Origin of the sequence: Pseudonocardia aurantiaca (genome assembly GCF_039526725.1) — a bacterium.
Taxonomy (GTDB): Bacteria; Actinomycetota; Actinomycetes; order Mycobacteriales; family Pseudonocardiaceae; genus Pseudonocardia; species Pseudonocardia aurantiaca.
The window spans coordinates 1-12,934 of sequence record NZ_BAAAJG010000003.1 but is presented as its reverse complement, the minus strand read 5'-3'; the positions used below and the strand labels follow the sequence as shown (position 1 = coordinate 12,934).

Sequence of the window (12,934 nt, the reverse complement as noted above, 5' to 3'; positions counted from 1 at the left end):
GACGGCCCGGCGCGACGTACGAGGAGACCACAGGTGCAACCTGGTCAGCCCGACATGCAGATGATCCTGCAGCAGGCGCAGAAGATGCAGGAGCAGCTGATGGCCGCACAGGCCGAGCTGGCGGCGGCCGAGGTGATCGGCCAGGCCGGCAACGGGCTGGTGCAGGTCACCACCACGGCTGCCGGCGAGGTGCGTTCCGTGCGCATCGATCCCAAGGTCGTCGACCCGGACGACGTCGAGACGCTCCAGGACCTCGTCGTCGGCGCGCTCCTCGACGCCGCGAGGGCCGCGCAGGAGCTGCAGGCCGAGAAGATCGGGCCCCTTGCGGGCGGCCTCGGCGGCGCCGCCGGTGGCCTCGGTCTGCCCGGGATCGGCTAGTCCGTGTTCGAAGGACCGGTCCAGGACCTGATCGACGAGCTGGGCCGGCTGCCGGGAGTGGGACCGAAGAGCGCCCAGCGCATCGCGTTCCACCTGCTGGCCGCGGAGCCGGCCGACGTCTCGCGCCTGCAGGAGGTCCTGCAGAAGGTGAAGGAGGGCGTCCGGTTCTGCGAGGTGTGCGGCAACGTGTCGGAGCGCGAGCGCTGCCGGTACTGCGCCGACGCCCGGCGCGACCCCACGGTGGTGTGTGTGGTCGAGGAGCCGAAGGACGTGCTCGCGGTCGAGCGCACGCGTGAGTTCAAGGGCCGCTACCACGTGCTCGGCGGCGCGCTGGACCCGCTGGCCGGCGTCGGCCCCGACTCCCTGCGCATCCGCGAGCTGCTGGCGCGCCTCGGCGGCACCGGGCCGGCGGCCGACGAGACCGAGATCGCCGAGGTGATCATCGCGACCGACCCCAACACCGAGGGCGAGGCCACGGCCACCTACCTCGTGCGGCTGCTGCGCGACTTCCCCGGGCTGTCGGTCACCCGGCTCGCGTCCGGGTTGCCGATGGGCGGCGATCTCGAGTTCGCCGACGAGCTCACCCTCGGACGCGCGCTTTCCGGGCGGCGCGTCCTCTGAGGACCGGGACAGCGGGGTAGCGGGGCGGGCGAACCACCCAGTGGGCCCAGACGTAGTCGAACCGTGACTCAGGGACCTACCGATCGGTATTCGGTCGCATTAACGTCTGCGGATCTCCTACGAAGAGGTGTTGCCTGCATGAGATCTGCTGCCCGACGACTCTCCGCCGTGTGCGCGGCCGGAGCGCTCGCCGTGACCCTCGCTGCCTGCGCCAACTCCGCGCGCGACGACGGCACGGCCGCTCAAGGCGGGGCCGGCGCCACCGGTGGCACGCTGGTGTTCGGCGCGGCCGGTGCTCCGAAGAACTTCGACCCGATCTTCAACGACGACGGGGAGAGCTTCCGGCCGATCCGGCAGATTTACGACACCCTCATCACGTACAAGGCGGGCACCACCGAACTCGCCCCCGGTCTCGCGACGAAGTGGGAGAGCACGCCGGACGGCAAGACCTGGACGTTCACGTTGCGCGACGGCGTCAAGTTCCACGACGGCACCGCGGTGGACGGCGCCGCCATCTGCGCGAACTTCGATCGCTGGTTCAACATGTCCGGCGCCGCAGCCCAGAGCCAGATGATCTATTACGGCGACATCTTCGAGGGCTTCGCGAAGAACGAAGGCGACGCCACCGGTTCGCCCCTGTACACGGGTTGCACGGCCCCCGCCTCCAACCAGGCGGTCGTCACGCTCACCAAGTACAAGGGCGCGCTCCCTGCCGCGTTCGGGTTGACCGCGTTCTCCATCTCCAGCCCGACGGCGATGAAGCAGTACAACGCCAACGAGGTGACGCAGAGCGGTGACTCGTTCAGCTACAGCGCCTACGCCACCGAGCACCCGACCGGCACCGGGGCGTTCAAGTTCCAGAGCTACGACAGGGCCAACGGCACGGTCACCCTGGTCCGCAACGACGACTACTGGGGCGAGAAGGCCAAGGTCGACAAGCTGATCTTCCGGATCATCCCCGACGAGAACGCGCGCAAGCAGGAACTCGCGGCCGGCACCATCGACGGCTACGACCTGCCGTCGCCCGCCGACTACGCCTCGCTGAAGGCCGCCGGGCAGCAGGTGCTCGTCCGTGACAACTTCAACATCCTCTACCTGGGCATCAACCAGAAGAACAACCCCGCGCTCAAGGACCTGCGAGTGCGCCAGGCGATCGCGTACGCGATCAACCGCGACGCGCTCGTCAAGAACAAGCTGCCCGAGGGTGGCGAGGTCGCCACGCAGTTCATGCCGAGCACGGTGGCGGGATACGCCCAGGGTGTGCAGCAGTATCCCTACGACCCGGAGAAGGCCAAGAGCCTGCTTGCCGAGGCTGGGGCGTCGAACCTCACGCTGAACTTCTACTACCCGACCGAGGTCTCGCGTCCCTACATGCCCAACCCCACAGAGCTGTTCTCGGTGATCTCCGAGGATCTCAAGCAGGTCGGCATCACGATCAACCCCGTGGCAGAGCCGTGGAACGGCGGTTACAAGGACAGCGTCCAGAAGGCCGGCAAGCAGGACCTGCACCTGCTGGGCTGGACCGGCGACTACAACGACGCCGGCAACTTCGTCGGCACGTTCTTCGGGCGGGAGAAGGCCGAGTTCGGCTTCAACGACCCCGCACTGTTCTCGGCGCTGGCCGCAGCGGATGCCACTCCCGACCCGGCAGCGCACGCCGCCGCCTACGCGCAGGCCAACCAGGACATCATGGCGAAGTACCTCCCGGCAGTGCCGCTCAGCAGCTCGCCGCCCGCCATCGTCGTCCGGTCGAACATCTCCGGGCTGGTGCCTTCGCCGCTGACCGACGAGAGGTTCAATACGGTCAGTAAGGGATGATCCCGTAACGGTGGGACCGAGTTCCGAGATCTCGGGATGGCGCTTCGCGGACCGCGGGCGCCATCCCTTTCTCCACAGGTGAAGGGGGGACGGTGCTGCGCTTTGTCATGCGCCGCCTGCTGCAGGTCGTGCCGACCCTGCTGGTGCTGTCGGCGCTAGTTTTCGCCTGGCTGCGTTTGTTGCCGGGGGGCCCGGCGTCGGCGTTGCTCGGGGACAAGGCGACCCCGGAGAAGATCGCGGACCTGAACAAGATCCTCGGGCTGGATCAGCCCATCCCGGTGCAGTACGTCCGTTTCCTCGGCCGCGCCCTCACCGGCGACTTCGGCAGCTCCCTCATCTCGGGCGACACGGTCCTCGCCGAGATCGCTCGAGCCCTGCCCGCCACGATCGAGCTCTCCGTGGCGGCGCTCGTCATCGCGATCGGGTTGGGCATCCCGCTCGGTTACCTCGCTGCGACACATCGCGGGCGCCCGTTGGACAACGGCACGATCATCGGCACGCTGGTCGGGGTCGCGGTGCCGGTGTTCTTCCTCGGTTACCTGCTCAAGGCCGTCTTCGCCGTACAGCTGGGCTGGTTCCCGCCGTCCGGTCGGCAGGCCGTCGACATCGACGCCACCCGTGTCACCGGCTTCGCCGTGCTCGACGGCCTGCTGACCCGGGAGTTCGACGCGGCTGCGGACGCGCTGCAGCACCTCGTCCTCCCCGCTGTTGCGCTGGCGACGATCCCGCTCGCGGTCATCGTGCGGATCACGCGTGCATCCGTACTGGACGTGGTCAACTCGGACTTCGTCCGCACGGCCAATTCCAAGGGCCTGGCGCCGTCGACCGTGCGGGGCAGGCATGTGCTGCGCAACGCGCTGCTGCCCGTGTCGACGACCATCGGGTTGCAGGTCGGGTTGCTGCTGGCCGGCGCGGTGCTCACCGAGAAGGTGTTCGTCTGGGGCGGCGTCGGAACGCTGCTGGCCGACGGCATCACGCGGCGGGACTATCCTCGGCTCCAGGCCCTGATCCTGCTGGGCGCGCTGATCTACGTGCTGGTCAACCTGCTGGTCGATCTCTCCTACGCGATCATTGACCCGAGAGTGCGGCTGCGATGAGGGGGCAGGGGTGACGACGACCTGGGCGCAGCGCCGAAAGGACCGGATCGACGACCTGTCCAGCGGTCGTAGCCTCACGGGCGAGGCGTTCCAGCGTCTGCGGCGAAATCCAGCGGCGATCATCGGCGCCGTCCTCGTCGGGGCGTTCGTGCTTGTGGCCCTGTTGGCGCCGGCGCTGGCACCGCACGACGCGGCAGAGAGCTTCCCGGCGTTGCGCGAGAACTTGCGCCCCGACACGATCCCCGGGGCCCAGCCCGGGTTCCCGCTGGGTAGCGACCAGAACGGCCGCGACTTCTTCTCGCGGATGCTGCTGGCCTCGCAGCAGACGCTGTTCGTCGGTGTCTTCGCCACCGTCATCGGGCTGGCGGTCGGGATGGTGATCGGCACCGTAGCCGGTGCGTTCGGCGGCTGGGTCGACACATTGCTGATGCGGTTCGTCGACGTCCTCCTCTCGGTGCCCAGCCTGCTGCTGGCCATCTCCATCGCCGCGCTCGCCGCCCGACCGTCGCAGACGACGGTGATCATTGCGGTGGCGATCGTCAGCGTGCCGATCTTCGCGCGGCTGCTGCGCGGTTCGATGCTCGCCCAGCGCGAGAGCGACCACGTCCTGGCCGCCACCGCGCTCGGGGTGAAGCGGAACGCGTTAGTGCTGCGGCACATGCTCCCCAACGCGATCGGCCCGGTGATCGTGCAGGCCACACTGACACTCGCCGCGTCCATTCTGGACGCCGCAGCCCTCTCGTTCCTCGGCCTCGGCGACGCGGACCCCGGCCGCGCCGAGTGGGGCCTCATGCTGGCCCAGGCTCAGTCCTATCTGGACGTCCGGCCCGCGCTCGCGTTCTACCCGGCGATCGCGATCATCGTCGTGGCGCTGGGCTTCACGTTGCTCGGCGAGTCGCTGCGCGAGGCCATCGACCCGAAGGGGCGCCGATGACGGCCGCACGGAGCACGACGTCGCTGCGCGCCGAGACCGGTCCACTGCTCTCGGTGCGCGACCTGCGGGTCGCCTTCCAGCGTAAGGGTGAGCCCGAGACCGTCGCCGTCGACGGCGTCAGCTTCGACGTCGCGCCGGGCCAGGTGGTGGGGCTCGTCGGCGAGTCGGGCTGTGGGAAGTCCGTCACGTCGATGGCGATCATGCGCCTGCTCCCGTCCCGCGGGGTGCGGGTCAGCGGCAGCGTCGTGATGGACGGCGTCGACCTGCTCACGCTGTCCGACCAGCAGATGCGCGAACGCCGCGGCCGGGACCTGTCGATGGTCTTCCAGGACCCGTTGACCTCCCTCAACCCGGTCATTCCGATCGGCCTGCAGGTCACGGAGGTGCTGCGGCGCCACCGCGGGATGGGCAAGGAGACGGCCCGCAAGGCGGCCGCCGAGCTGCTGGAGCGGGTGGGGATCCCCGACCCGCGGCGCAGGCTCGACTCGTACCCGCACCAGCTCTCCGGCGGCATGCGCCAGCGCGCCCTCATCGCCATCGCGCTCGCCTGCCAGCCGCGACTGCTCATCGCCGACGAGCCGACCACCGCGCTGGACGTCACGATCCAGGCGCAGATCCTCGAACTGCTGCGCGAGCTCGTGCGCGAGACCGGCGCCGCCCTGATCATGATCACCCACGACCTGGGTGTCGTCGCCGGGCTGTGCGAGACCGTGAACGTGCTGTACGCGGGGCGGATCGTGGAGCGGGCCCAGCGGCACCGGCTGTTCAGCACCCCGCGCCACCCCTACACCCACGGGTTGCTGCGCTCCATCCCCCGGCTCGACGCGCCGCCGGGGGAGGAGCTGCAGGCCATCCGCGGCTCGGTCGTCGACAACGTGCCGTGGACGCACGCGTGCGCGTTCGCCCCGCGCTGCCCGCGCTCGCTGGAGGCCTGCCTGGAGGTCACACCTCAGGACGAGACGAGCGGCGGGCGGCTGCTGCGGTGTCACAACCCGGTCCCGGCGAGCGCGGAGTGAGGGCAGCAGTGAGGGCAACGACGTCATGACCGAAAGCGACGGCATGACCGAAAGCGCGAACGGAACCGCCCCGCTGCTGGACGTCCGCGACCTCGCGGTCCACTTCCCCATCAAGCGCGGGCTGGTGCTCGACCGCACCGTCGGCCACGTCTACGCGGTCGACGGGGTGTCACTGCACATCAAGCGCGGTGAGACCTACGGGCTCGTCGGCGAGTCCGGCTGCGGCAAGACCACGCTCGGCCGGGCGATCCTGCGCCTCGTCGAGCCCACGGCAGGCAACGTGACGTTCGACGGTGTCGACGTGGCGCACCTGCAGGGTGAGCGGCTGCGCACGATGCGCAGGCGCTTCCAGATGGTGTTCCAGGACCCGATGTCGAGCCTCGACCCGCGGCAGTCGGTGGAGTCGCTGCTGCTCGAAGGCATGCGTGCGCACGGGCTCTCCCGCGGGCCCGCGGAGGACAACACCCGGCTCCGCGAGCTCGTCGACTCCGTCGGGCTGCCCTCGGCCGCCCTCCGGCGCTACCCCCACGAGTTCTCCGGCGGCCAGCGCCAGCGCATCGGGATCGCCCGCGCGCTGAGCGTTGAGCCCGACCTGATCGTCGCCGACGAGCCGGTGTCCGCATTGGACGTCTCGGTGCAGGCGCAGGTGCTCAACCTGCTGGGCAAGCTGCAGGTCGAGCTGGGGCTCACCTACCTGGTGATCGCCCACGACCTCGCCGTCGTCCGGCACGTGAGCGACCGCGTCGGAGTCATGTACCTGGGCGGGATCGTCGAGGAGGCGCCGTCGCAGGGCCTCTACGACGACCCGCAGCACCCGTACACGCGAGCGCTGCTCTCGGCTGTCCCGGTGCCGGATCCCGAACTGGAGGACCGCCGGGAGCGGATCCTGCTCACCGGCGACCTGCCCTCGCCCGCGGCGCCGCCCGCGGGATGCCGCTTCCACACGCGCTGTCCCTGGCGCCAGCCGCAGCGCTGCGACGACGAGCGGCCGCAGCTGCGTGTGATCGAAGGGGCTCCGGCCGGGCACCGGGTGGCGTGCCACTGGGCGGAGGACATCCGCGGCGGCAAGCTCCAGCCGCACCGCGTGGATCCCGAAGCGGTGCGCGACGACGTGCTCGCCCCCGGCGCGGTGCCGGAGCTCCCGGGGTCGGTCACGGAGATCCTCGGTCGCTGATCCTCCGTGTAAACCGCGTCACCCCAACGGATCGGTATCGGGGCGGGCTCGGACACCTCCTTGACAGGATCGTCATGGAGCGGGAAGTGGGTGAGCGCGGTGGTCTGGGCTACGGTCGTGCGGCCGCGGGGGACGCGGGTGGATCGAGCGTGGGCGGGCCGGGTGGAACAGAGCGAGGTCGGCGACACGGTCCGTCGGGCGGCTGCGGGTGACAAGGCCGCCTGGGACGCGATCGTCGAGAGTTTCAGCGGGCTGGTGTGGTCGATCGCGACCAGCTACCGGCTCGGGCAGGCGGACGCCGCCGAGGTCGTACAGACCACGTGGCTTCGCCTGGTGGAGAATCTCGACCGCCTCCGCGAGCCTGAACGTCTCGGCGGCTGGCTCGCCACCACCGCAGGCCGGGAGGCGCTGCGGCTGCTGAGACTGCGCGGCCGGGAGATCGTCACCGACGACGAGGGGCGCTTCGACGACGCACCTTCCGCTCTCCCGAACCCCGAGGAGACCGCACTCGGCGCCGAGCGCAAGCGCCAGATGCGCCGGGCGTTCGCCAAGCTGCCGGAGAGGTGCCGCAGGCTCCTGCACCTCGTGATCGTCGTATCGCCGCCGTACGCGGAGGTGGCGGCGGCCCTCGAGATGCCGATCGGCAGCATCGGTCCCACCCGGGCGCGCTGCCTCGATCGGCTGCGCAAGCTGCTCGATGCCGACGGCGGTTCAGGTTCCGCGGTGGGGTGCTGACATGGGACACGACGACGACGCTCTGCTCGCCGAGCTGGCGGAGGCGCTGCGGCCGTGGACCGAGCCGCCGCCCGAGGTGGTGGAGGCAGCCAAGCAGAGCTACACGTGGCGCACGATCGACGCGGAGCTGGCGGTGCTCACCCACGACTCGTTGCTGGACGACGAGCCTGCGCTGGTGCGCTCCACCTCCCAGCCGCGGTTCCTCACGTTCGAGGGCGGCGATCTGACGGTCGAGGTCGAGGTCGATTCGACACCGTCGGGCAGGCGGCTGCTGGGACAGGTTGTCCCTGCCCAGGCCGTGGAGCTGGAGCTGCGCACCGACGATGGTGGGACCGTCTCCGTCGCGGCCGACGGGTTCGGGCGGTTCGTCATCTCCCTTCCGTCGACGCGGCAGCGCATCGGTCTGCGAGTGCGGCTGGCCGACGGATCGGACGTGGAGCTCCCACCGACCGTGGTGTGAGTGGAGACCGACCGGGGTGGGACCGAACCTCGGCCCCACCCCGGCAACGTCGAACCCCTCAGGTGCCCGGCAGGATCGTCACTGCCTTTCCGAAGTCCGGGACCGGCCGGCCGGAGCGGAGGATCTCGCCCAGCGCCTGACGCGGGGTCAGCGCCCGCTCCGCGCAGAGTCGGGCGATCAGCCCGGCGATCTGCGGCGCGGCGAAGGAAGTGCCGAGCCAGCCGGCCCAATCCGATCCCGGCGGGAACACGTCGGCGTCATCGGGGTCGATCTCCGGGGACTCGTCACCGATGACGAACGTCGAAACCAGACCCTGGCCGACCGTCGAACAGTCGACCCAGAAACCGCGGCTGGACCATCCAGCCGGGGTCCCGGCGCCGGTGAGCCCTGCGACCGCGACCACGCGCTTGAACGCGGCAGGCCAGCACGGCCGGGTGTCGCCGTAGTTGCCTGCGGCCGCCACGATGACAACCTCTTCGCCCGGACCGTGCGGACCGTCGTAGGCGTCGATGATCTCCAGCGCCACCTGCAGCGCCACCGGTGGTTGATCGTCGAGGGACTGGGTGCCCAGCGAGAGGTTGATGATCCGCGCGCCGTCGTGCACAGCGCGGACCATCGCCGCGGCGACTTCGATCTCACTGCCGAGGCCGTCGACGTCCAGTGCCTTGATTGCCACGATCGGAGCGGCAGGCCGGACCTCGCCATCGATCTCCATGCGGGAGGCCTGGGTGACGAGGCCGCACGTGAATGTGCCGTGCCCGGCCCCCAACGCGAGGAACGTGTCGCCCGGCCACATCAGCTCGTCGACATTCGAGCGGTCTGCTGCCCGCTGGATCTCGTCCAGCCATCCGTCGTTCCGTATGTCGGAGATGCCGGTGTCGATGACCGCGACCACCGTTGACGCAACTGGCTTGCCGGCCACGAGTTCCGGCCGCCGTCTCGTCGGCTCGGGCCCACCCTTGCCCTTCACCCAGGGGTTCAGGGGCGTGAAGTGGTTCACCGACACCGCGTGGCCATCGGCCCGCAGCCGCCGCGCCAGCGCGTGCAGATCCTTGGCCTCCAGCGTGGATGCGAAGCGGGTGACCTTCCCTTCCAGCTCGTCGGGCACCGGGAGCCGCGCGTTCTCTTCGAAGCCGACGTTCGCAGCCCGCAGCTCGGCCAGCAATGAGTCGTCGACGAGCTCGGTGCGGACGATGAGCTCGCCTTGTCTCAGCAGCAGCCCGAAGTCCGGGTCGTCGGGGTCCCGGACCAGGTCCATGCGGTCCTCGCCGGACCGCCGCCGGTTCAGGAAATCGATGAGGGCGATGAAGTACTGCTTGTCCCCGGATGCGAGATGCTCGGCGTGTTTCTCAATCTCCCCCGCCTCGTCCTGCGTGGCGGGTGGATCGGGTTGTGGGTAGAGCGTGCTGAATGGGCCATGGGTCCTGGTGATCGGGTCACCCCGCACGGTGTCTCCTAATCTTGTGCTTCCGACAGACTGCGCACGCCGACAGGCAGGGCGAGCACGTGAATGCTGAGCACCCGACGGATCTCCTGATACCTGCCCTCGAGATGTACCGCCGAGTTGTGGCCGATCCGATGGCAAGCGCGGCGGCCTGCACCGACCTGCTGTCGCGGGCGCGGAGCGAGATGCGCGCAGACGTGCCTGCCACCGCTGAGGCGCTCGCTGCTGCGTTGCGGGCCCAGGCGTGGCTCGAACACGCACGTCTGGCGAACCGGGCGGCGAAGACCCTGCTGGACGAGGCGGCGGAGCTCGCCGAACGGCACCGGCTGGACCGCCGGATGCGTGAGGTGCTGGTATCGCGCGCCGCCGTGCACCTCGAGCTGGGAGAACACTCCGCAGCGCGGCGGGACCTGTTGGCTGCGCTCGGCGAGACACGCCACGACCTTCCTCCTGAGCTCGGCCTTCAGCAGGCATCGCTGTACTACAACACCGGCGAGCTGCGCACCGCGGCTCAGCTGTGCCGGCGTGTCCTCGCCGACCCGTCGGCTCCGGTGGAGCTGCGGGCCAAGGTGGCCAACAACCTGGCGATCATCACGGTGCAGCAGGGCAGTCCGGACGCGGCACTCGAACTGCTGGACATGGCTGAGGAGCTGGCCTCGGCCGTCGCTCCTGCTCTCGTCGCCGCGTTCGCGTCCAGCCGCGCGTGGGTCCTCGCGCAGGCAGGCAGGCTGGCCGAGAGTATGCGGCAGTTCTCGGCAGCCGAGGAGCGATACACCGAGGCAGGCCTCCCCACCGCCGAACTGTTGCTCGAACAGCTCGATGCATTCATCGACCTGCGCCTGCTGCCGGAGGCGCTTGCTCTCGCCGAGCGCGCGGTCGCCGAGTTCGGAGCGCACGACGTGGCACTGATGGGAGGCGACGCGCGGTATCGGGCGGCCCGGGTCGCGTTGCTGGCGGGCCACTCGGATGCGGCGTACGAGCTTGCGCGCGACGTCGCCGCCGAGTTCCGCAGGCAACGCCGGGCCGGGTGGACCGCGCGGGCGGACGTGCTTGCTGGCCGCGCCGCGTGGGAGGGGGGCAGGCGCGACGAGGTCTCCCTCGCGCGTGTCCAGCGGGCCGCAGGGGTCCTTCGTCAGCTCGGTCTGCGGGCCGCTGCGGTGGACGCGAACCTCTTTGCCGGTCGTGTCGCACTCGCCCGCTCCCGGCGAGTTGTCGCGATGCGGCACCTCGACGCCGCCCGACGCCAATCGGCACGCGGTTCGGTGCTCGTACGCCTGGAGGGCAGGCTCGCGGCCGCCCTCGCAGCCGAGGCCGGCGGGAACGACCGTGAGACCCTGCGCCACAGTCGTACCGGTCTCGCCACCCTGTCCAGGCACCGCGCCGCGCTCGGTTCGATGGAGCTGCGGGCCCTCGCGTCAGGACACGGGACGGAGCTCGGCCAGATCGGGATGCGGGTGCTGCTGCGGTCCGGATCGGCGGCCGCAGTCCTGGATTGGATGGAGCGCACCAGGGCCGCATCTCTGCTGACCATGGCCCCACCCGCGGGGCCGGAGGTGAAGTCGCAGCTCGCTGCGCTGTCGGCGGTGCAGGCGGAGCTGGAGTCGGCACGCCGGGCAGGCACTGCGGAGCCACCTGCGCTGCTCGCGCGGCAGGCTGAGCTGGAGTCGGAGGTGCGGCGATCGTCGTGGCGGGAGCCTGCCCCGAAGGACCCGAGCAGCGCGCCGGTCACCCTCACCGCTGCACGCACACTGCTCGACGGCCGCACGGCGGTGGCGTTCGGCAGCGACGGCCCGGACGCCTTCGCCGCCGTGCTCACGGCGCGCCGCACGCGGCTCGTGCCGCTCGGCCCGGCAGACCGGATCCGCGCCGAGTCCGACGCGGTGCTGTTCGCTCTTCGCCGGTTGACGCGTTCGGGTCCGGAGCGCTCGCTGCAGGCGGCGCGGGTCAGCGCCGAGCACGGCATCGACGTCCTGCGTGCGCTGCTCCTCGACCCGCTTGGCCTGGCGCCGGACGTGCCGCTGGTGGTCCTGCCGGACGTGGTGACGCGCAACATCGCCTGGTCGGCGATGCACCCGGCGCCGACGTCGGTGGCGCCGTCGCTCTCCCTCTGGGCCCGCTCGGCGCACAACGGATCGACCCGCTCGGGCGCGACGGTTCTGGTGGCAGGCCCGGATCTCCCGGGTGCGACACAGGAGGTGGCGGCAGTCGCGGCACTGCACCAGACGCCCGTTGTGCTCGTGCCTCCTTACGGCACGGTCGAGGCGGTGACGGCCGTCCTCGCCGGAGCGGATCTCGCACATCTCGCGTGCCACGGGTTGCTGCGCCTGGACAACCCGACCTTCTCGGCGCTGCGGCTCTCCGGTGGCGACCTCAGCTTGCACCAGCTCGACCTGCTGGGGAGCGCGCCTGCTCGGGTGGTGCTCGCTGCGTGCGACTCGGCAGCAGGCGTCGCCTACGAGGGCGACGAGGTGCTTGGTTTCGTCGGCGCACTCATGGCCCGTGGCACCCGGGGCCTGGTCGCGAGCATCGCGCCGATCGTCGACCTCGAGGCGGTGGCCCTGAACACGGCTCTGCACGCCCACCTGGGGCGCGGGGCGGACATGGCCGATGGCCTGTGTCGAGCACGGGCCGAGGTGGATCGCGACGACCCACGCGGGTTCGCGAACTGGTGCGCCGCCACCGCGTACGGCGCGGGCTGAGGCGGTCCGGGCGACGGCGAGTTCTGGAACGTCCCGTTCGGGGCGATGCGGTGGGCCGACGAGCTCCCGGACGCCGCGGCGGTGTCGGCCTTCTTCGCAGAAGGCCGCCACCTAGGAGCGCCCTGAGCAACTCGGCCCTACTGCGCGACGCCCAGGCGGGCACCTCGCGGCGTTGGACGATCGGGCCGATACAACAGCGGTATCGACCCGATCGTCCGCCTTGCGATGCACCCACCTGGACGCCGCTCGCTACGGGCGGAGTTGTTCAGGACCCTCCCAGTGAGGCTGGGCCTCGGACCACCGAGGTGGTGGCTGGTTAGGCCGGCGGGTGGCGCTCACGCTGTGGGTCGTGGCGGCGACGGTGACGGTCAACGATGTCCTGGACGGGCAGGTGGCGTTGGATCTGGAGTGCCTGGACCGGGTCTATCTGAACGCCTATGTGCCCAACCTGCAGGTCGGCGGGCAGGTGGTCAGCTTCCTGACCAGGCACCTGGGTTACCCGATCCCGTCCCCGGCGATCCTGGACAAGATCGGGACGGCGTTCCGCCGGGCGGTGGG

General features: G+C 70.5%; 12 protein-coding genes. 11 read left to right on the top strand and 1 reads right to left on the bottom strand.

Annotated elements, in window-relative coordinates:
- Positions 1 to 54: 54 nt before the first annotated feature.
- The 9 genes from ABD143_RS04490 to ABD143_RS04450 all read left to right on the top strand — a co-directional run bounded on the left by ABD143_RS04490 (position 55) and on the right by ABD143_RS04450 (position 8,233).
- A complete protein-coding gene (locus ABD143_RS04490) occupies positions 55 to 378 on the top strand; it encodes a YbaB/EbfC family nucleoid-associated protein (protein ID WP_343973312.1) in 324 nt (107 codons plus the stop codon).
- Between the two features lie 3 nt (positions 379 to 381).
- Positions 382 to 999, top strand: coding sequence for a recombination mediator RecR (recR, locus tag ABD143_RS04485; protein ID WP_343971698.1), 618 nt, complete (start codon positions 382 to 384; stop codon positions 997 to 999).
- Positions 1,000 to 1,137: 138 nt separating this feature from the next.
- Positions 1,138 to 2,817, top strand: coding sequence for an ABC transporter substrate-binding protein (locus ABD143_RS04480; protein ID WP_343971695.1), 1,680 nt, complete (start codon positions 1,138 to 1,140; stop codon positions 2,815 to 2,817).
- 92 nt (positions 2,818 to 2,909) lie between these two features.
- Complete coding sequence (locus ABD143_RS04475) at positions 2,910 to 3,914, top strand: ABC transporter permease (RefSeq protein ID WP_343971692.1); 1,005 nt, start codon at positions 2,910 to 2,912, stop codon at positions 3,912 to 3,914.
- A gap of 10 nt (positions 3,915 to 3,924) precedes the next feature.
- Positions 3,925 to 4,848: an ABC transporter permease gene (locus tag ABD143_RS04470; protein WP_379659589.1), complete on the top strand. Its 924-nt coding sequence runs from the start codon at positions 3,925 to 3,927 to the stop codon at positions 4,846 to 4,848.
- On the top strand, positions 4,845 to 5,864 hold the full coding sequence (locus ABD143_RS04465) for an ABC transporter ATP-binding protein (RefSeq protein WP_343971690.1): 1,020 nt from the start codon (positions 4,845 to 4,847) through the stop codon (positions 5,862 to 5,864). Before ABD143_RS04470 ends, ABD143_RS04465 begins: the two co-directional genes overlap by 4 nt.
- Before the next feature lie 43 nt (positions 5,865 to 5,907).
- Positions 5,908 to 7,038: an ABC transporter ATP-binding protein gene (locus tag ABD143_RS04460; RefSeq protein ID WP_343973306.1), complete on the top strand. Its 1,131-nt coding sequence runs from the start codon at positions 5,908 to 5,910 to the stop codon at positions 7,036 to 7,038.
- 90 nt (positions 7,039 to 7,128) lie between these two features.
- A complete protein-coding gene (locus tag ABD143_RS04455; protein WP_343971687.1) occupies positions 7,129 to 7,773 on the top strand; it encodes an RNA polymerase sigma factor in 645 nt (214 codons plus the stop codon).
- 1 nt (position 7,774) lies between these two features.
- Entirely contained in the window at positions 7,775 to 8,233 is a 459-nt protein-coding gene (locus tag ABD143_RS04450; RefSeq protein WP_343971684.1) for a hypothetical protein, read from the top strand.
- Positions 8,234 to 8,291: 58 nt separating this feature from the next.
- On the opposite strand, the gene ABD143_RS04445 is transcribed toward ABD143_RS04450, so the two are convergent.
- Positions 8,292 to 9,818, bottom strand: a complete 1,527-nt coding sequence (locus ABD143_RS04445) for a S8 family peptidase (RefSeq protein WP_343971681.1) — start codon at positions 9,816 to 9,818, stop codon at positions 8,292 to 8,294.
- Between ABD143_RS04445 and ABD143_RS04440 the strand changes: the two genes are divergently transcribed.
- Positions 9,800 to 12,376, top strand: a complete 2,577-nt coding sequence (locus ABD143_RS04440; RefSeq protein ID WP_343971678.1) for a CHAT domain-containing protein — start codon at positions 9,800 to 9,802, stop codon at positions 12,374 to 12,376. The genes ABD143_RS04445 and ABD143_RS04440 overlap by 19 nt on opposite strands.
- 349 nt (positions 12,377 to 12,725) lie before the next feature.
- The coding region (locus ABD143_RS04435; RefSeq protein WP_343971674.1) for a hypothetical protein at positions 12,726 to 12,934 on the top strand (209 nt) is incomplete at its 3' end.